Source organism: Leptolyngbya sp. FACHB-261 (assembly GCF_014696065.1).
Lineage (GTDB): Bacteria > Cyanobacteriota > Cyanobacteriia > FACHB-261 > FACHB-261 > FACHB-261.
In genome coordinates this window covers 115092-134073 of record NZ_JACJPL010000031.1, presented here as the reverse complement: position 1 = coordinate 134073, position 18982 = coordinate 115092, and the positions used below count along the sequence as shown (strand labels likewise).

Genomic DNA, 18982 nt, shown 5'->3' with positions numbered 1-18982 from the left:
CTTGAGGTCAGCAGGCAGGGATCAGGATTGATCCCTGGCACTCTCACTAACACTCTTAAGTAAGTCTTTCAGCTTATTTTATGGGTTGAGTAAGCTATTTGCTGGAACGCAACGCCGTCTTCGCTTTAGCTACAAGTTGCTCTGAGCCCATCGCTGCACCCATTAACTCGGCCATCTGGTTCCAGGTGCGGTCCCAAGATATCTGCGATAGAAATTGATCAACTTGAGGCAACCAGCCAGAGGCTTGAGGATCCCGTGAAAGTAGCATCTCGACTGCTGCTACAAACTCCGGAACTGTATCTGCAATTTCCGCCAAGCCAGACTGGCCATAGGGACAAACAACATCTCGAATTGAGGTGGATACAACAGGTCGTCCTGCTGCTAAGTATTCTGGGGTTTTAGTGGGGCTGATAAAGCGCGTAGACTCATTGCGGGCAAAGGGCAACATGGCAACGTCCCAGCCAGCTAGATACTGGGGCAATTCTGTATAAGCTTTGCCACCTAGGTAATGAATATTGTCTAAGCGGGGCAACTGAGCCTGGTCAATCTTAACGACGGGGCCAATAATAACCAGATGCCACTCAGGGCGAGCCTCGGCCACGCCGCGCAACAGATCCAAGTCCATCCGCTCGTCGATCACCCCATAGAAGCCAATACGCGGATGGGGAATCGAGGCCTGATCGGCTGGCTCTTCAGTTAGCGTTCGAGCTTGAGCAAAATGAGGCACATCAACACTACTGGGAAAGGCATGGACATTAGCGTGTTGCTCGCGCTTGGCTTCGTAAAGCGTTTGTCCGCCTGTGAAAACTAAGTTAGCGCGCTCAAACAACTCAGCTTCTAGTTCTCGCAGGATAGGAGGCGCTCCCTTAAATGCAGACAACTCATCCATGCAGTCATACACAACTAGCGATGGCTGCAAGTGGCGGCTAAAAGGCAGCGCCATTGGGGTGTAGTACCAGAGGATTGGCTGTTCAATTTCACGTTCAGCGAACAGCTGGTCGAGGAGTTGCTGTTGAGTTGGATGGGCAGAGTCACCCTGTAAAGACTCATGGAGATGGGGCACAACCACCCAAACCCCATTGTCACGGCGACTAATGTCTATGCGGGTTCCTGGTTCTGTACCGAAGATCGGCTCTTCGACAAAAAATACCCGTTGCTCTTGTGCGCAACGGCTCAGTAAATGTTGCGGTCTCTGGTATACAAAATCCCAGCGCAGATGTGACAAACAAACTAGATCCGGTACATCTGTGGGAAGCGATTCCAGCTTTTCAAGGCTCTGGCTCCGTTTCCGTAACACTGTGCCAGCGGTACGCATCCGGGCAATCCGTGCCTCCCGAGTTGCAGCAGGGTTGATGTCTTCTTTTTTGGCATCCTTTCTACTGAGGTCGTAAGGGATTTCCCTGCCTTGCTTGGTATTGTTTTGATAGCCTGTCTTAGGGTTATTCATCTGCAACCTTTGCCTGCTGCTTAAAGGTACGTTGCTTTTGCAATTCCATTTTTAGTGCTGTAAATGCCATCCGTAGGCTTAGATTTGCTGAAAACACCTCCTCACAATTTAGGTAATTCGACTGCCAGTTCTTTTTGGCAGCAGAGAGTAGGTGCCTGCTAGGCACCTGAGAAAATCTGATCTACTATCCCAAATTGAACCGAGAGTAGGCTTAGTGTTTTAGGCTAACCTTTCAAGAACATTTGCTGCTTAACCTCTGGCAAGGCCAACTCCAACTCGTTGACCCTTTGAGGCACACCCTCGCAGCGCTTTACGCTTCTGAGAAGATAGTGAATGAAGCAGCAACTGAACATGCTCAAATACAATACGTTTCTTTGGGATTATTCATCCATCTCTCGACTGATTAGTATCTTTAAGCCAGAAAGAGCTTTGAATAAAGCTGCCTTAGTGATTTTAAAGCGGATGGTCTTGCTCTTGCGTTTTGCCTGGATTGTCTGTATATACTATCCCTTGAGACCTAAGTTGTGTCAGAGGCTACTAAGACAAGGCCTATAAGCCTACCCTTGTGGAAATATTTTGCCCTCGACTTAACCACGCAAAGACAAATAGAGCCAAGTTTCAGTTATTCTTGTGTAGCGCAGAGTAGCAAGACTTCAAGGGGGTTTCAATCCAGTTTCTTAGCCTGTAACTTATGGATAGAGATATTGTTTATAGGTATTAGAGTCAGGGCTTGTAGCATTAATGCGTACACAAGCTATTGTAAGCAAGGGTACAAGCAAGGCCAAAGGGAGCCAATCGAAGATATCACAAATTAAGGCTTTAGCGGCTAAGACTAGCTCGTGTTTCTGACCCTCCACTCAGTCTGAAGAAGAGACTGAAGAAAAGAAAAGTCAGTGCTGGGCAACAGGACGAGCCACTTGTGAAAGCGGGAGGGCATTGATCTAGACAGTTTGGCAACGACCTTTTGTATCTAGGTCAAGGCCTAGACGATGTGAGATCACTAGCTTTGAGGCGCTAGGATCAAAGATATCCTGCTTGCTTCAAAGATTATGAAGTCCTACTTGGCTGCCGCCATTCAGATGACCAGTGTGCCTGACCTAGGCAAAAATTTGGCTCAAGCGGAGGAGCTGATTGATCTGGCAGCCCGTCGGGGCGCTGAGTTGGTTTGTCTACCCGAGAATTTCTCATTTTTAGGGGATGAGGACGAAAAAATTCGTCAGGCTCCCCACATTGCGCAGGAAAGCGAAAAGTTTCTCAAGACGATGGCCCAACGCTATCAGATCACCTTATTGGGAGGTGGTTTTCCAGTCGTCTCTAGCCTGAATCCAGACCAAACAGTCCCAGATCGAGTGCTCAACACAGCGCTGCTGGTCGGTCCTGACGGTAGCGAATTGGCCCGCTACGAGAAAGTCCATTTATTTGATGTCAATCTACCCGATGGCAATACCTATCGGGAATCCAGTACTGTTCTGGCGGGTAAGATGCCACCCCCAGTCCACCCATCAAAAGAGTTGGGCAACTTGGGCTTGTCTGTCTGCTACGACGTGCGCTTCCCGGAGCTCTATCGTCACCTAGCTGCCCACGGAGCGACGGTCTTGCTGGTACCGGCGGCCTTTACTGCCTACACAGGTAAGGACCACTGGCAGGTTCTGCTTCAAGCTCGGGCGATTGAAAACACCGCTTATGTGATCGCGCCAGCTCAGACAGGACGCCACAACCCTCGGCGTCAGTCCCACGGCCATGCTATGGTCATCGACCCTTGGGGAGTCGTGCTAGCAGATGCTGGGGATCAGCCCGGAGTCGCAGTTGCTGAAATCGAGCCTAACCGCCTGGATCAAGTCCGGCGCCAGATGCCTTCCCTCCAACACCGAGTCTTTCTCTAGGCTGAAGGCTGAATATAAGTTGAATGGGGAGCGCTGGAGTTATGCTTGGACTTCTAACTTTACTTACACTGAAGAGTTGTATCGGTAATGAGTTGAGCTATGGCATCCAGCTTCTCCTTTGACGTGGTCAGTGACTTCGACCGGCAGGAATTGGTCAATACCGTAGACCAGGTGGAACGGGAGATTAAGAGTCGTTATGACCTTAAGGACACGGACACCAAGGTGACACTCAATGCCGACTCGATCACGGTCGAGACGAATAGCGAGTTTACGCTCTCCTCCATTCATGATGTGCTGCAGACCAAAGCCAGCAAGCGGGGCTTGTCTCTAAAGATTTTCGACTACGGCAAGATTGATTCAGCTTCGGGTAGTCGGGTGCGTCAAGAAATTGCTCTCAAGAAGGGCATTTCTGCCGATCTCGCTAAACAACTATCCAAACTGATCCGTGACGAATTCAAGAAGGTACAACCCTCAATTCAGGGTGATGTCGTCCGGGTTTCCAGTAAATCAAAAGATGATTTGCAAGAGGTGATGAATCGCCTGAAGCAAGAGGATTTTCCTGTCGCTTTGCAGTTCATGAACTACCGCTAACATGGCTGTCCTAACTATTGCCCAGATTGGCGAATCGATTTTGCGACAGGTTGCTACTCCTTTCTTAGAGGAAGAACTGCAAATATCGGAGACGCAGCAACTGATCGACGACATGACCGACACGCTGCGGGACAGCAAGGGAGTGGGTTTAGCGGCGCCCCAGGTGTTTGTCTCCAAACGGCTGCTAGTTATGGAGAGTGTGAACAACCCGCGCTATCCGGACGCGCCAGATATTCCGCTCACGGTTTTGGTCAACCCAGAAATTTCTTGGGCTTCCTCAGAACGTGATGCTTACCAAGAGGGCTGTTTGAGTGTTCCGCTTAAGCGAGGCGAAATCTGGCGTCCAACCCAAATTCAGCTCAAAGCCTGGAACCGCTTCGGTGAAATTTTGAACTTGGAGCTAGATGGCTTTCCAGCACGGGTTATCCAGCATGAAATTGACCATCTCAACGGCATTCTGATCCCGGACCGAACGACCGAACAACAAACCGAACTGGTAGAGGTTCGTTAATTCCCTCCCCCTGGGATAGGAAGTTTGATTGTTAAGTTTCTATGATAAAAGCTGGGTCAGGCTTGAGACTTCCCTGTCTCTACAACGGCTGTCCAGAATTTATTGTTTAGAGTTTGTCTTTTGGAAACTCTGAAGGCAGGGAGCGTCGTAGAAGTTAGCTGCCCCTATTAGTGATTTGGACTTTTAATTCTCATGGGCGATACTTCTAACTCTAAGCTCAGTCAGCCTGGCAGCGACAGTAACGGGCGGACTCCCCTCGCCCAAACGCCTACAACTTCCCCCCTGACTCCGCAACCAGCGTCAACAAGGAGTCTTAAAGCCAAACCGCAGCGTCGTAGAACCTGGCGTTGGGCGGTGCCAGCTCTGGCAGCAGTCATTCTGGCGGGCTCTGGCGGGTGGTATGCGGTGTCTCGACGTAATCCCTCTGGTCCTAGTGTGGCCGAGTTGACTGTGCCAGTTGAAACCCAGGACTTAGCAGTTCGCATTGAGGCCAGCGGTACGGTCATTCCAATTTCTACCGTTAACGTCAGCCCTAAAGTCTCGGGTCGTTTGGCGGCTCTCTATGTAGATCAAGGCGATCGGGTCAAGGCTGGGCAAATCCTAGCTCGCATGGATGAAGCTGCCCTCAGAGCCGATCTTGCCCGCGCCAAAGCCCAATTAGCCCAGGCGCAATCAGAGTATGCCGAGATGCGGGCCGGTAGCCGCAATGAGGAAGTTGCTAGAGCCAGAGCTCAAGTCGCTGCGGCTCAAGCTCAAGCCGACCTCAGTTCTGAGCGAGTAAAACGCTACAGCAACTTGGCCCAGGAGGGCGCAGTGGCCCAAGATCGGCTGGATGAGGTGCTTAGTGAGAACCGTAGTGCCATAGCCAATCTGCAAGAAGCTCAGCAGCAGTTGCAGCAACTCGCTACTGGCTCTCGATCTGAAGATATAGACCAGGCCGCAGCTCAGGTGGCTGCAGCCCGGGCTCAAGTGACCCAAGCCCAAACTCAGCTCAACGAGACTGTGATCCGGGCTCCCTTCGATGGCATTGTCACTCAGAAGTACGCCACGGTCGGCGCTATCGTAACGCCCACAACTTCAGCCTCGAATACAGCTTCAGCCACCTCGACCTCCGTAGTGGCCTTGGCCTCAGGGCTGGAAGTCCGCGTTAACGTCCCTGAAACTGATATTTCTCAAGTCAAAACAGGGCAACGGGTTGAGATTGTTGCTGATGCCTATCCTGACCAGACCTATGAGGGACGAGTGCGCTTAATCGCGCCTGAGGCCGTAGTGGACCAAAACGTGACCTCATTTCAGGTCCGCGTTGGCCTGGTGACCGGCCAGACCCAACTGCGCTCTGGCATGAACGTAGATGTCACCTTTATTGGTGAGTCGGTCACTAATGCACTGGTTGTGCCAACTGTCGCCATCGTCACCCAGAGAGGTAAAACCGGTGTTTTGGTTGCCGATGCCGAGGGCAAGGGGCAATTTCGTCCCGTTAAAGTTGGCTTTACACAGGGTGATGAGACTCGAATCCTGCAAGGTGTGAAGGCAGGCGAACGGGTCTTTATTGATTTTCCAGAAGGCAACCCCAATGCCTTTGACCAAGGCCAGGGCCAGAAGCAGAGCGGCCAGGGGCAGGGCCAAGGCCAAGGACAGAGCGGAACTGAAAGAAAACAATGAGCGTTGATCTAGTTGAAAGCGTTGGCATGGCGGTTCGCACCCTGACCGCTAATAAGTTGCGCAGTGGTTTGACGATGCTAGGCATCATCATCGGCAATGCTTCAGTGATTGCAATGGTTTCCTTGGGTCAGGGTGCTCAGCGTTTTGTCAATCAACAATTTCAAGGGCTAGGCACCAACCTGCTGTTTGTGGTCCCTGGAACCGACCAGGGGCGCCGGTTGGGCGCGGTTCCGGCGAGTAGCTTGACCTTGGCTGATGCTGAAGCGATTAAGCGGCAAGTACCCTCCGTGGCGGGGGTGGCGCCTCAGATGGTCGATCGGTTTCGCATTAGCTGGGCCAGCAAAGACACTCAAGTTAACGTCACCGGTACCACCCCTGAATACACTTTGGTGCGTAACACAGCCATAGTTCAAGGCCGTTCATTCAACGACCTTAATCTCGACCGTAACGACCGGGTCGCTGTACTGGGGCCAGCCACGGCTCGCGAGCTTTTCGGCAATCGTGACCCGATTGGCGAAAAGGTTCGCATTCGTAACCTCAGCTTCCGCGTGATTGGTGTGACTGAAGAAAAAGGCTCTGCCTTTGGTCAGAACCAGGACGAGATTGTCTACGTGCCGGTCACAACGATGGCTAATCAGTTGGTGGGACGACGGAACTCACGTCGTAGCCCCTCACTGCAATCGATTTCGATCTCGGCCCGCGACCCCAAGAGCATCAGAGCTGCTCAGTTTCAGATTACGAATTTGCTGCGGCTGCGCCACAACATTCGGGGTGAGGACGACTTTACAGTGCGTAGTCAGCAAGACCTCTTGCAAACTGCTGATAATGTCACTGGCATCCTCACAATAGTGTTAGCTGCGACTGCAGGCATCTCACTGCTGGTGGGTGGCATCGGCATTATGAACATCATGCTGGTTTCGGTTACAGAGCGAACCCAAGAAATTGGTCTGCGCAAAGCCATTGGCGCAACTCGCGCTGACGTGCTCACGCAGTTCACAGTCGAAGCCGTAATCTTGGCAACCGCAGGCGGCATGATTGGCATTGTGCTAGGTGTAGGCGGCACCCTGCTAGTGGGCACTTTCACGCCGCTAGATGCGATTATTAGTCCCGCTGCAATTGTTCTGGCAGTCAGTGTTTCGGGAGCGATTGGTTTAGGCTTTGGTGTTTTTCCTGCCCGTAGTGCTGCTCGCCTAGATCCCATTGTTGCTCTGAGGAGCCAGTGAATGAGTATGACGTTCCACGCCTCTCCTTCTCCTGACATCATTCGCTTGGACCACATTAGCAAGCGCTACGGAGCTGGCGATACCGAGGTTATAGCCCTCAATGATGTCAGTCTCCAGGTGCAACAGGGAGAATACTGCGCAATCATGGGGCCATCAGGCTCTGGTAAGTCCACAGCAATGAGCATCATTGGCTGTCTCGATCAGCCCAGTAGTGGCCAATACTATTTGGATGGCGAAGAAGTCGCTCAGTTAGATGACGACGAACTTGCTCATATCCGCAATCTTAAGCTCGGCTTTGTTTTCCAGCAGTTTCACCTGTTGCCTCAGCTGAGTGCGCTGGAGAATGTGATGTTACCCATGACTTATGCCGGGGTTTCCCGCTTGGAACGCCAAGAGCGAGCCGAAGAGGCTTTGGTCCGCGTGGGGCTGGGAAATCGACTCAACAACCGTCCTAATCAGCTCTCCGGAGGACAGCAGCAACGGGTCGCGATCGCTCGGGCGATTGTCAATCAACCGGTTCTGCTGCTGGCAGACGAACCAACCGGTGCCCTGGATACGCGCACCAGCAAGGAAGTCATGGACATCTTTCAGGAGTTGAATAACGTTGGCATGACTGTGGTCATGGTGACCCACGCCCCGGAGGTTGCTCGGCTCTGCCAGCGCATCGTTTGGTTCCGTGATGGTGAGGTGGTGCATTCAAATCTGGCTCCTGCTGACTTAGCCATGGTTACCAACTAGGTTTGTGAACTGCACCCGTCAGCCCCCCTTTAAGAATCAAATCTAAAACCAACAACATCCCAGAAACAGGCAGAGAGGCTGCCAGCTGCTGGAATGTTGTTAGTTTTAACCTTCGGATTTGACTTGCCGATGCAGAATGTCGATCTAGTCTTCGTAGATTCGGCACTCATCAGCGCTGGGGTTGTCATCGCAGTAACGCTCTAGGGAGGTACGCTGCGTTTGAGCCTGCTTCTGCTTCTGGTGGGAAGCTTCAGCTTGAAGCTCTTCTACTACGTCCCAAGCCACTGCACACTCAGGTGAGGTCGCACCATTGACATCGCAAACCGTGCGGGCTGCATCACGCTCTTCTTGAATCTTCTGCTGGATATCGCTCATGGTTTCTCAGTTAAGACCGCTCGTTTACGGCTTTGGAACAATGGGTATATGTACCAGTATACGGAATCTGCCAAGCTCAAGGCTGTAGCGTTTCCCGAACCAGGCTAACACCCTCCACACACCGCAGCCTCTAGCCTTGGGAATTTTTCAGATTACCTTGCGAAAGAGCCAGAAAAGCTTTAAGTCGAGTTGCAACCCCCCAAAGGCTGACTTAAACTGCACGATCCACAATCAGTCAGCAATCAGTCAGCAGTCAGTCAGCAAAGCCCGCCAACTGACTGGTCACTTCCAGGGCTGGAAGCTCACACGGTAAAATGCAGCCATAGCAATCTATTGTTCGCAGCAAGAGCCAGAGAACGAACGTTATGACTTCATCATCGTCCTCGGAGCTAGCCTCCTCTGAACTGGAGCTGTCCTCTGGCCCACTAGATGAGCCTGAAATTGACGATCCCGAAGATATCGCCCCAGACGATGTCGAAATGTCTCTGTTCGACCATCTAGAAGAGCTGCGGTTGCGGATTTTCTATGCCTTGGCTGCGATGGGCGTAGGGATTGTCATCAGTTTCTTCCGCGTTAACGATATTGTGCGGGTTCTTGAAGGTCCCGCCCGAGGCGCAAAACTCATTCAGCAATCCCCTGGCGAATACTTCTTTGTTTCTTTGAAGGTTGCGGCTTACAGCGGCATCTTGGCAGCAACGCCTTTTGTGGTGTATCAGATTGTGCGCTTTGTGCTGCCCGGTCTAACTGTGCGCGAACGCCGTTTTCTGGGGCCGATCGTGCTGGGCTCTACTGTACTGTTCCTGGCGGGTTTATTCTTCGCCTACGTCGCCCTGATTCCAGCTGCTTTGACCTTTTTCATCAGCTACGGTGCCGACGTTGTTGAGCAGCTATGGTCGATTGACCGTTACTTTGAATTCGTGCTGTTGCTGATGTTTAGCACTGGGCTGGCTTTTCAGGTTCCTGTTATCCAGATGTTGTTAGGGCTGGTAGGGATTGTTAATTCAGCCCAAATGCTGCAAGGCTGGCGCTATGTCATCCTTGCTGCTGCCATTCTTGGAGCCGTCTTGACGCCGTCAACTGATCCACTGACCCAAAGTCTGCTGGCTGGAGCTGTGACCGGTCTTTACTTCAGTGGAATTGGCTTGGTGAAGTTGCTGGGCCGTTAGCAACACCCTCGAAAAGGTACAGCCCAGCGCCTCGCCTCTCTAAAAACTGGTTTTGATGACAGGTTCTTTGTAGTCCAGCTCCTTGAGCTTTTTGAGGATGCGGGCAAAATATTCCTGCAAGTAGCTCTCCAGGGTCGTAACACTCTCGGGTGGAATATCTAGAACCTCATAGACCGTGGCCATCTCAGCGTCCAGAGGTTTGCCACTCGCCAGAACTTCTGTGAATGCTAGCCGGTCCGATAAGTTCCAACCCCATTGAAAGAAGCGAGCTACTTTGCGGACGCTGCGGAGCAGGCCGACCGGCATTCGGCTAATGCGCGCTTGACGGCCCGAAAGCCGTTCGCATAGCCGAATAATCTCATAAGGTCCCCAAGCCCTTGGCCCCGCTAAGGGCAGGCGTTGATGCGCTGCATTGGGACTTCCCAAGGCAGTAATGGCGAAACGGGCGATGTCCTGAGTATCCATGTAGGCAATCGGAGAAGCTTCGCCAGTTACCCAGACGGTTTGATTCTCCAGAATAGGAATTGCGTACTGGCCGATTAAGCCTTGCAAAAAGCCACACGGGCTGAGAATTGTGTAGTTCAAGCCCGACTGAGCCAGATATTTCTCGGTGCAGGCTTTGATATCCATGAGAGGCACATTGGGGTAAAGCTCAGCACCCAAAATCGAGAAAAAGAGGAAGCGCTCAACTTTAGCCTCAGCTGCCGCTTTAATCAGAGCGACCTTGCCCTCCCAATCCACTTGGCGAATGCTGAGACTATCGGTGGCACGAGCTGTAGCGGCATCAATTACCGCAGTAATCCCTTCCAGTGCCTCGCTCAGCGTTTCGGGCTTGCAAAGGTCTCCATAGACCAGCTCAGCTCCCCACTCCCGCAAAAAAGCAGCCCTTTTCGCATTGCGGGTCAGACAGCGAACGGTATATCCCTCGTCCAGAGCCCGACGGGCTACCTGTCTTCCTAACGTGCCGGTGGCACCCACAATTAATAAGCTCATGGGAGGGATGGTGATAGAAATCTTAACTTTTGCTAAAAGCTTATCAGAAATCGATCCCGCCCAGAGACTTGGCGCAAAGGGAGCCAAATTGACAGTAGAGCTGCGTAGTCACCCCTTTTGGTTAGCAAAGGTTTTGTAAAGGAAGGAACGACATCTTGCGTAGATCCCGAAGAAGGCCGTAAACCGAAGGAAACAATCGCTAGAATTGATGAACAAACTGAATAAGAGGGAACTTTCGTTTGTTTATCCCTTGCCAAAGTTCCCGTCTAGAGTGCGCTCCTGAAGGCAGGACCGCCCGTCCAGAGATTGATTCGAGAGGAGACAGCGAGCATGCTACACCGCAAGATTTATCAACTCTGCCGCGACGGGAGCGATGTATGGATTTACCTGCGTGATCAAGGACGTTGGCTAGAGCGAGCTCGCATCCTGGATATTGAGGGCGACGTCGTCACCCTACGCTATGAGACTGAAGACGAAGAAGAGATCTGCGCCTGGGAGGAAATGGTTCGCCTGGAGAGCATTGGCGCTGTGACCCAGAAACTCTCAGTTGTTCCTAAGGGCAACATGGCTGGCAACGAAATCTTAGTTTCTGATGACTGCCCAGAGGCTGAGCAAATCCACAAGCGCCGTCCTGAAGCCAATCCCGATCTGTAGATTCTCAGATTCTTGGAATCTATATGAGAGGTGTATTCAACCTCTGTAGGCTGTTTGGCATTTAGCTTATGCTCAAACAGATTCTGCTCAGACAGAGAGTTCGGCGCTAGCATGTTTCTCAGAGATGAGAGGTCTGCGCTCTCTACCCCCCCATCTGGCTTGTGCAACCTCAGAAGGTCCAGAAAATAGAGCTGACAACGTCCTATCCTTGCCCCTGTCGTCGGCGTGGGCAAATCGTGCCTATTGCCTTGACAGAGGCCTTTGGCTGCGAGCGTTGTCAGCAAATCTTCGTTGTGGAAGAGGGAGGTTACTCCCTAGAGCAACTGTCTACTAGCTATCCCTACAAGCGGGCCTGGCATTGGACTGGGCATCAATGGAGCGCAGTCAATCGCGGTTTGGGTGAGAACTATCTCACCCTTGCCATGACCTTCGTGCTAGCGCCCCTGCTCCTGTTATGGCTAACTTTGGCCTTGCAGGTTTCCCTGGAACCACAGATGATCTTGTGGTCCGTGGTCACGCTGATGCTAGTGGTCATCCTGGTAGTGATGGTTTGGCTGGCCCTGCGACGACGCAGTTAGTCTAAGTTAGGCTCCCCTAAGCGGCAGCCTGGTGTCTTGGGCTTTGACCTGGGCTGTGAATGAGGGCCATGACCTGATTGATTATGAGTGCCGACACTTTCGATCTAACCGTTGCTGTTCGCCAAGCCCAACGTGCTTCTTCTTATTTGGCAGCTGCATCAGGAGCAGTGCGTAATCACGCACTGCTCCTGATGGCTGAGACCCTACGGCAGCGCCAAAATGAGATTCTGGAATGTAACACCCTGGATTTGGAAATCAGCCGTGAACTGGCTATTCCCGAGTTGGTGATCGACTGGCTGAAGTTGACCCCGGAGCGTTTAACTGCGGCTGTCGAGTGTTTGCACCGTTTGGTAGAAGCTGTTGATCCGCTAGGGCGGACTGAGGCAGGACGGGCCCACCCGGAGGGTTATCTGCTCAGTCAGCGGCGCATCCCCTTGGGCGTAGTAGGTTTAGTTTACGAGGCATTTCCTGATCTGATCGTGGTAGCAGCAGGGCTGTGTATCAAATCAGGTAATAGCTTAGTCCTGAAGGGCAGCAGCGAAACTAGCCATTCCAGCACAGCAATCGTTCAGGCAATACAGGCTGCGCTTGACCGTGCCAATCTGCCCGAGGGTTGCCTGGAGCAGGTCCCCTCTGACCGAGGAGAATTGGTTCAGGAACTAGCCACGCAAGACCGCTATCTGGACTTGGTGATCCCCTACGGTCGGCCTAGCTTAGTACAACAAGTGGCTCGGCAGGCCACAGTGCCCGTTCTCACGCCAGCCTTGGGCAACTGCTATCTCTACATTGCAGCTTCGGCCTCGATTCAATTGGCCGCCCAGATTATTCTGGATAGCTACCGCAGCGAACCTGACCCAGTCAATGCCATCGAGAAAGTCCTCATTCATCCCCAGGCTCTAGAGGTGGGCTTTAGCGATTTGCGACGCTTACTAGAGGGCCGAGGGCTTGAGGTGCGTGGTGGCCCAATCATTGCTGAGCGCTATCCAGGGGTCAAGCTGGTTGAAGATGGGGAATGGGATAAACCCTACTTGAACCGAGTTGTCGCTTTTCGCTGCATAGCCGATCTAGGAGATGCCATCGCCTGGATCAACCGCAACAGCAACGGCCATGCCGATAGTATTGTGACCGACTCCTATCGGGAGAGCCAGCGCTTCGCCAGTGAGGTGAACAGTGCCTCTGTCTGGGTGAATGCCAGTCCTCGATTTTTGCGCAACACAGGACCAGGGGGCACAGTACGACTGGGCATGGCTAGTCGTAAAGGTCGTGCTAACTCAAATCTGCGACGGCCAACCCAGGCAGGTCCTATCGGTTTGGAAGAGTTAACTACGGTCAAACAACTGGTTCAAGGCAACGGCAACATGGATTAGATGAGGCTTCAGTTGAATCTCAGCTTAATAGAGGGGATAGGGCCGCAAATATGACACCCCTATCCCCTCATTAAGCTCTTTGCTACCGGTTGCCCGAACGTTAGTTACCGCGAACTAGCGGACAACCTGGACTGGATGCGCCAGCGACTCTACCAGGCTGCGCACTACGGCAATCATGGCCAGCTCGCTATCGAGTTGGTTGATGGCTGAACCCACGCCGACCCCGGAGGCACCAGCAGCAATGGCCATCGGTGCGGTAATGCTAGACAGGCCAGAAGCGCAGAGGACAGGAACAGAGACAGCGCGGCTAATCTCCGCGGCTGCTGCCAGTGTGGGTGCTGCTTTCTCAATCAAGCCCAGAATGCCACTGTGTAGCGGCTGGCTGCTAGTGCCGCCTTCGGTTTGGATTAGATCAGCGCCAGCTGCTGCGAGCTGTTCAGCCAAGTCAGCTTGCTGGTCGAGGGGTAGCAAGTGGGGCACGGTGACCGAGAGGGTTACCTGCGCGCCGAGCAGTGCTCGGCTGCGACGGGTTAGGTCAAGGACTTCGGCAGCGCTGAAGGTTCGACCTTGGGCATAAAAGCAGTCGAAGTTGCCAATTTCAGCGAGGTCGGCACCGGCAGCAATGCCTTGGGCTAACTGCTCCGGTTCCACTGCTGATATACAAATCGGCAACTGGGTCTCAGTTCGAGCTAAATGCACCAAGGCTGGATCAGCGGCAATATCGACGAAGGTCGCTCCACCGCGTTCGGCAGCCCGGACCACGGCCCGAACTCGCTCTGCATCGAAATTATTCAGACCACTGATAATCTTCAGCGCCTGACGACGCTCAAAAGCTGCTAGCAGGCCAGGATGGATGGGCATTAATGGCTCCTCGCAAAACGACGTGCAGGTTTTTTGTATGGCCCATTGTACGGGTTCTTCACGATCTGCACATGCCTGAGCCGCTAGACTAACCCAGGAAAAGAGCAAGAGGATTGCTGTGTGAGTGCACCTGAGGACACTATTTTTGGCCGCATTATCCGCCGTGAGATTCCTGCTGAGATCGTTTATGAAGATGACCTGGCTTTAGCTTTCAAAGATGTCAATCCTCAAGCCCCAGTTCATATCCTAGTCATTCCTAAGCAGCCTATTCCTCAGATTTCTCAGGCACAGCCTGAGGACCAATTGCTTCTGGGTCATCTCTTACTGACAGCCCAAAAAGTGGCAAACCAGGCGGGCCTGGATGAGGGCTACCGCCTGGTGATTAACAATGGCAACAACGGTGGTCAGACCGTCTATCACCTACATATCCACATTCTTGGAGGGCGGTTCATGACTTGGCCTCCTGGTTAAGCAGCATTGGGTTGAGCGGCATTGGGTGGCCCCCCATGCCGCTCTGCTGAGCCAACTAGCAGGCTCCGCTGCGGTTAAGAACCACCTGAATCGTCTTCAGCAGTAGGCTGACGTCGTAGAACGGGTGCCAGTTCTGCTGATAGCGCAGGTCTAAGCGCACTACTTCCTCAAAGTCTTTGATGGAAGAGCGACCGTGGGCCTGCCATTCGCCAGTAATCCCAGGCTTTACGTTCAGACGCTGCCAGTGATGGGGCTGGTAGCGGCTCACTTCGTCACGGGTGGGCGGGCGAGTGCCCACTAAACTCATGTCACCGCGCAGCACATTCCAGAATTGGGGCAACTCATCCAGGCTGGTACGGCGCAGGAAGCGGCCCACCCGAGTAATACGAGGGTCATTCTCGTTCTTGAAGAGCAACCCTTTAGCCTGGTTCTCGACTTGGTGCTTCAAAGCATCAGCTTCAGGCACCATTGAACGCAGCTTCCAAACGGTAAAGGGTTTACCTTGGAGCCCGAAGCGCTCTTGGCCGAAGAAGATGGGACCGGGGCTGTCTAAGCGAATGGCAATCGCCACAGGAATCAAGACCAGGCCCAAAATCAGCAGTCCGACCAGCGAGCCGACAATGTCTAGCCCCCGCTTGAACAGACTGTAGGCTGAGGGATGAGCAGTGAGGTCCGGCACGACAACAACCGAGCGGTTGTCGTTGCTTGAGAACCCTACTGACCCCTGAGTTAGCTTAACTTTAGGGTTTTGGATGAGACCTTGGGATGAAAGCATCATGGCACTTAGACAAACCGGGACTACGTAGGACTTGAAGAGACTTTCAGTACAAATGCGTATGACCCATCCGTAATACTAGGTGCGTAACCTACGGAGCGTGTAGGGTTCTCAGTGGATTTCGCCAAATCTTCGTACTCGCCCTAGCTCCTATGAAGGAGCGGTATTCTGGCTTTATGCAGGGAGCAAAAACAGAGGCAGCAGCATTCGTTTGCTGAACCCTAAGGCTCAACCGGGTCTAGAGCATTTACGGAAAAACCTGTTTTCGTGGGGATCACTGATTCGTGGCCAAAGCCTGCTTAAGTCCGCTGCGGAAGTTGCAATCAGCTTTATGAAGCTTGTGTAAAGCTGGCGTAAACGCTTTGGGCTACAAAACTTAATCGGGCTTCAATAGACAGCCCTGATCAACTGACTGTAGGCTGAGGAGCAGATTGCAATACTGAAAAATTCAACGAAAGCGAGGATATTGCATGGCTGTCCAACGTGGATCTAAGGTCCGGGTTCTGCGCCCGGAATCCTACTGGTACCGGGGCACTGGAATTGTTGCTTCTGTTGACCAGAGCGGCATTCTTTACCCCGTGATCGTCCGCTTTGACAACGTTAATTATGCTGGCGTTAATACCAACAACTTTGCCCTCGCTGAGGTTGAAGAAGTTGCTCCTCCCTCTAAAAAGGCGATCTCCAACGTTGAGAAAGGTAAACAAACCACTCTCGACGAGAGAACTCGTACCACGGGTGCAGGCATCCCCAGTGATATGAAGAAAACCGCTCAAGCCGAGGGCCAGCCTCAGCGGGGCGATCAATCCAAGCCTGGTAATCCTAACCAGGGCACTGAAACCTAAACTGTCTCTTTTCGGTCTTGCCTGAACTTCCTGAAGTTGAAACAGTTCGGCGTGGCTTAGCTCACGCTCTAAACGGTCGGCAGATTCAAGGGGCAGACGTGCTTTTAGCGCGCTCGGTAGCCTACCCTGAGTCTCCGACCGATTTTGTTACGGCTTTGCGTGGAACGACCCTTGTCGATTGGCAGCGGCGGGGCAAGTACTTGCTGGGGCAGCTAGCCCGAGAGCAGGTAGCAGCAGGTTGGCTGGGAATCCACCTGCGCATGACCGGTAGCTTGTGGTTCAAACCCGAAGGTCCGCCCTCGATTCACACTCGTATCCGCTTGTTTCTAGATGGAGGGGACGAACTGCGCTTTAGCGATACACGGACTTTTGGGCGCATGTGGGCAGTACCACCAGATTGTCCACCAGAAAAGGTGATCACAGGGTTGCAAAAGTTGGGACCCGAACCCTTTTCCGAGGCATTTTCCTCTGACTATTTGTACACAGCCCTGCATCGGCGGCAGCGCCCGCTCAAAAGTGCGCTGCTGGATCAGGAGTTGGTGGCAGGAGTTGGCAATATCTACGCTGACGAGGCGCTATTTACGGCAGGACTATCGCCTACGCTACCAGGAAGCCAGATTACACCTGAGCAAGCCGCTCGGTTGCAGAAAGCGGTGCGCTCAGTTTTGCAGGCAGGCATCAATTCAGGTGGCAGCAGCTTCAGCAACTTTCAGAATGTGCAGGGAGTGTTGGGCAATTACTTGGACGGGGCTCAGGTGTTTCGGCGCACCGGAGCCCCTTGCCCTACCTGTGGTACACCAGTCGCTCGAATTAAGTTGGCTGGTCGCTCCACTCACTTCTGTCCGACTTGCCAAGCCCCTGCTGGAACGAAGCGTTAGAGATTGAGCTCTACAATGCAAGCAAGACAATGAGAGAACTCGCAGACACTTCCTATGGCGTTTAAGAAAGGTGACATGGTTCGAGCGGTTCGCGAGAAGCTAGATGGCAGCCTAGAAGCTCAGGCTAGCGATCCTCGTTGGCCTCCCTACCTCTTCAATTCGCGCGGTGAGGTTCTCGATCTTCGCGGCGATTATGTTCTGGTCAAATTCGGTGTAGTGCCTACGCCGCCCGTTTGGTTGCAGGAAGGCCAATTGGAAGCAGTCTAAAGCTGGATACCAGCCGCAAGCTGAGTCTAGTTTTGGCTGATACAGGTTGGTTCTGAGCCCTAGCAGGGACGAGGAGATTAGGATTAGGGCCTAACCCCTATAGTCCTAAGCTTCTGTTCCTGCTTCAGAACCAACCTGTATCAGAACCGGTTAGTAGAGGTCGAGAGCCGTTAACCGTAGTTCAAACCTGTGCCTGATGTGCTCGAAGCTCAGCTTTCAACTGACTCAGGGCATCAGCTAACTTAGGGCATCAGCTTCACGACTAGTTTAGGTTGCTAGTGTGAGTGCTGCGGTGGCGAAGCCTGGGCTGTTGGGAAGAGTAATGGTTGGTTGTAACCCACTGCACTTTCCGGTTTGGCCCCGTCTAAATTCGCCCCACTTAATTTGGCACCTCGTAAGTCTGCCCGATCCAAATTGACCTGATTCAAATCCGCTCCATTGAAATACGCCTGTCGCAGGTCTGCCTGTCGCAAGTCTGCTCCTGTGAGATTGGCTTCGCTAAGATCAGCCCCCTGGAGAATGATGCGGTGAAGAATTCCTCCGCTTAGGTTTGCCTTAGCCAAGCTTGCTCGCTTGAGATTAGCTCCACTGAGATTAACCCTACTAAGGTTCGCCCCACTTAAATCTGCGGCACTTAAGTCTGTCTGGTTTAAATTGGCTTGGTTCAAATCTGCTTCATTCAAGGCAGCTGCATGTAAATAGGCCTTTTGAAGATTAGCCCCACTGAGGTTAGCCTTCAGCAAACTTGCCAGTGCAAAGTTGGCTCTTCTAAGATCAGCGCCACTCAAATCTGCGCCATTTAGTTTTACGCCTAGTAAATCCGCTTTACCCAGGTCAACTTTGCTGAGGATTGCCCCGGTTAAATTGGCGCCATGCAGATAAGCCCCTTGAAGATTAGCGCCGGTTAAATCTGCTCCACTTAGATAGGCAGTAACGAGAGTCGCTCCGCTCAAATTTGCTCGTTGCAGATTAGTTCGGATTGGCTCCCCTGAGCCAGATTGCTGGTGTTGCCAACTGAGTTGAGCTCCTGTCAGATTGGCCTGTTGAAGATTGGTTTGGCTAAGATTTGCTTCTCGTAAATCTGCTTGAATTAGATTTGCACCTTTTAAGTTAGCTTGATCTAATTTCGCTCCGCGCAAGTCGGCGCCATAGACATTTGCACCTTGTAAATTAGCGCCACTCAAGTCGGCGCCGCTTAGATGACAGCCTTGACATTGCTTGGTTTCTAATAGCTGTTTGACTTGAATAGAATCTGGAGAATAGCGGCTTGTTCCTGGCCGTTCGGGCAATGCGGACTTTTTATGGCCTTCAGCCAGAGAACGTTCCTCAGGGAGCGAACAAGCCAAGCATAATAGGCCTGGTAAGACTAAGGCGGTCAGATTCTTCAGCTTCATGATGATCCTCTTATTGCTAAGAGCGCTCAATACATCCTAGATTTCACCCCTTACTTTCTGCACCCGGATATTCCCAGAGCTTCCGGCCATGAAATAATAATTTTTTAAGCTTGAGAGGCTTTTCTCGGCAAACTGATCTCAAAGAGCCGATTTCAGGAGTAGAGCGCCTCAGTAGCGCCTTCAGTAGCTCCTACAGACGAATGAGGCTAATCAGTATGGCAATTAGGTCAAGCTTGCCTGACAGGGGTGATAAGAGAGATGGAAGTAAATGAGCAAAGCTCGCTGGGCTGCCCAAGGCGACGGGCG

Annotated in this window: 20 protein-coding genes; 14 read left to right on the top strand and 6 right to left on the bottom strand. The window is 52.5% G+C overall.

Going from position 1 to position 18982, the window contains the following annotated elements; all coding sequences use genetic code 11:
• Positions 1-94 precede the first annotated feature (94 nt).
• Entirely contained in the window at positions 95-1447 is a 1353-nt protein-coding gene (locus H6F94_RS25795) for a glycosyltransferase family 1 protein (protein WP_190805148.1), read from the bottom strand.
• Positions 1448-2496: 1049 nt separating this feature from the next.
• Here H6F94_RS25795 and H6F94_RS25790 point away from each other — a divergent pair.
• The 6 genes from H6F94_RS25790 to H6F94_RS25765 all read left to right on the top strand — a co-directional run bounded on the left by H6F94_RS25790 (position 2497) and on the right by H6F94_RS25765 (position 8055).
• On the top strand, positions 2497-3330 hold the full coding sequence (locus H6F94_RS25790) for a carbon-nitrogen hydrolase family protein (RefSeq protein ID WP_190805147.1): 834 nt from the start codon (positions 2497-2499) through the stop codon (positions 3328-3330).
• A 99-nt stretch (positions 3331-3429) separates the two neighbouring features.
• Entirely contained in the window at positions 3430-3921 is a 492-nt protein-coding gene (locus tag H6F94_RS25785) for a YajQ family cyclic di-GMP-binding protein (protein ID WP_190805146.1), read from the top strand.
• Position 3922: 1 nt separating this feature from the next.
• Entirely contained in the window at positions 3923-4432 is a 510-nt protein-coding gene (gene def / locus H6F94_RS25780; protein WP_190805145.1) for a peptide deformylase, read from the top strand.
• A gap of 192 nt (positions 4433-4624) precedes the next feature.
• Positions 4625-6094 (top strand): efflux RND transporter periplasmic adaptor subunit, encoded by a 1470-nt coding sequence (locus tag H6F94_RS25775; protein ID WP_190805144.1) that lies wholly within the window; start codon positions 4625-4627, stop codon positions 6092-6094.
• Positions 6091-7317 (top strand): ABC transporter permease, encoded by a 1227-nt coding sequence (locus tag H6F94_RS25770; RefSeq protein WP_190805143.1) that lies wholly within the window; start codon positions 6091-6093, stop codon positions 7315-7317. Before H6F94_RS25775 ends, H6F94_RS25770 begins: the two co-directional genes overlap by 4 nt.
• Positions 7318-8055, top strand: a complete 738-nt coding sequence (locus H6F94_RS25765; protein ID WP_313949375.1) for an ABC transporter ATP-binding protein — start codon at positions 7318-7320, stop codon at positions 8053-8055. It begins immediately after the preceding gene.
• Between the two features lie 144 nt (positions 8056-8199).
• Here the strand turns inward: H6F94_RS25765 and H6F94_RS25760 are convergent, their stop codons facing one another.
• A complete protein-coding gene (locus H6F94_RS25760; RefSeq protein WP_190805142.1) occupies positions 8200-8430 on the bottom strand; it encodes a Calvin cycle protein CP12 in 231 nt (76 codons plus the stop codon).
• A gap of 365 nt (positions 8431-8795) precedes the next feature.
• Here H6F94_RS25760 and tatC point away from each other — a divergent pair, with 365 nt between their 5' ends.
• Entirely contained in the window at positions 8796-9596 is an 801-nt protein-coding gene (gene tatC, locus H6F94_RS25755) for a twin-arginine translocase subunit TatC (protein ID WP_190805141.1), read from the top strand.
• Between the two features lie 39 nt (positions 9597-9635).
• Here tatC and H6F94_RS25750 read toward each other — a convergent pair whose 3' ends face one another.
• Entirely contained in the window at positions 9636-10589 is a 954-nt protein-coding gene (locus H6F94_RS25750) for an SDR family oxidoreductase (protein ID WP_190805140.1), read from the bottom strand.
• Positions 10590-10919: 330 nt separating this feature from the next.
• Between H6F94_RS25750 and H6F94_RS25745 the strand changes: the two genes are divergently transcribed.
• From H6F94_RS25745 to H6F94_RS25735, 3 genes are all read left to right on the top strand, one after another.
• Entirely contained in the window at positions 10920-11243 is a 324-nt protein-coding gene (locus tag H6F94_RS25745; protein WP_190805139.1) for a DUF6679 family protein, read from the top strand.
• 161 nt (positions 11244-11404) lie between these two features.
• Positions 11405-11821 (top strand): hypothetical protein, encoded by a 417-nt coding sequence (locus tag H6F94_RS25740; protein WP_190805138.1) that lies wholly within the window; start codon positions 11405-11407, stop codon positions 11819-11821.
• Positions 11822-11904: 83 nt separating this feature from the next.
• Positions 11905-13188, top strand: a complete 1284-nt coding sequence (locus tag H6F94_RS25735; RefSeq protein WP_190805137.1) for a glutamate-5-semialdehyde dehydrogenase — start codon at positions 11905-11907, stop codon at positions 13186-13188.
• A 114-nt stretch (positions 13189-13302) separates the two neighbouring features.
• Here H6F94_RS25735 and H6F94_RS25730 read toward each other — a convergent pair whose 3' ends face one another.
• Entirely contained in the window at positions 13303-14049 is a 747-nt protein-coding gene (locus H6F94_RS25730; protein WP_190805136.1) for a DUF561 domain-containing protein, read from the bottom strand.
• 120 nt (positions 14050-14169) lie between these two features.
• On the opposite strand from H6F94_RS25730, the gene H6F94_RS25725 reads away from it, so the two are divergent.
• Complete coding sequence (locus H6F94_RS25725) at positions 14170-14520, top strand: histidine triad nucleotide-binding protein (RefSeq protein WP_190805135.1); 351 nt, start codon at positions 14170-14172, stop codon at positions 14518-14520.
• Positions 14521-14575: 55 nt separating this feature from the next.
• Here the strand turns inward: H6F94_RS25725 and H6F94_RS25720 are convergent, their stop codons facing one another.
• Positions 14576-15298 (bottom strand): sugar transferase, encoded by a 723-nt coding sequence (locus H6F94_RS25720; RefSeq protein ID WP_190805134.1) that lies wholly within the window; start codon positions 15296-15298, stop codon positions 14576-14578.
• A gap of 467 nt (positions 15299-15765) precedes the next feature.
• Between H6F94_RS25720 and H6F94_RS33360 the strand changes: the two genes are divergently transcribed.
• Genes H6F94_RS33360 through ndhO form a run of 3 tightly spaced genes read left to right on the top strand, consistent with a single transcriptional unit; the run spans position 15766 to position 17282 of the window.
• On the top strand, positions 15766-16137 hold the full coding sequence (locus H6F94_RS33360; protein ID WP_190805133.1) for a photosystem I reaction center subunit IV: 372 nt from the start codon (positions 15766-15768) through the stop codon (positions 16135-16137).
• A gap of 17 nt (positions 16138-16154) precedes the next feature.
• Positions 16155-17015, top strand: a complete 861-nt coding sequence (locus tag H6F94_RS25710; RefSeq protein ID WP_190805132.1) for a DNA-formamidopyrimidine glycosylase — start codon at positions 16155-16157, stop codon at positions 17013-17015.
• Between the two features lie 54 nt (positions 17016-17069).
• Positions 17070-17282: an NAD(P)H-quinone oxidoreductase subunit O gene (gene ndhO / locus H6F94_RS25705; protein ID WP_190805131.1), complete on the top strand. Its 213-nt coding sequence runs from the start codon at positions 17070-17072 to the stop codon at positions 17280-17282.
• A 275-nt stretch (positions 17283-17557) separates the two neighbouring features.
• Here ndhO and H6F94_RS25700 read toward each other — a convergent pair whose 3' ends face one another.
• A complete protein-coding gene (locus H6F94_RS25700; protein ID WP_190805130.1) occupies positions 17558-18676 on the bottom strand; it encodes a pentapeptide repeat-containing protein in 1119 nt (372 codons plus the stop codon).
• Positions 18677-18982 lie beyond the last annotated feature (306 nt).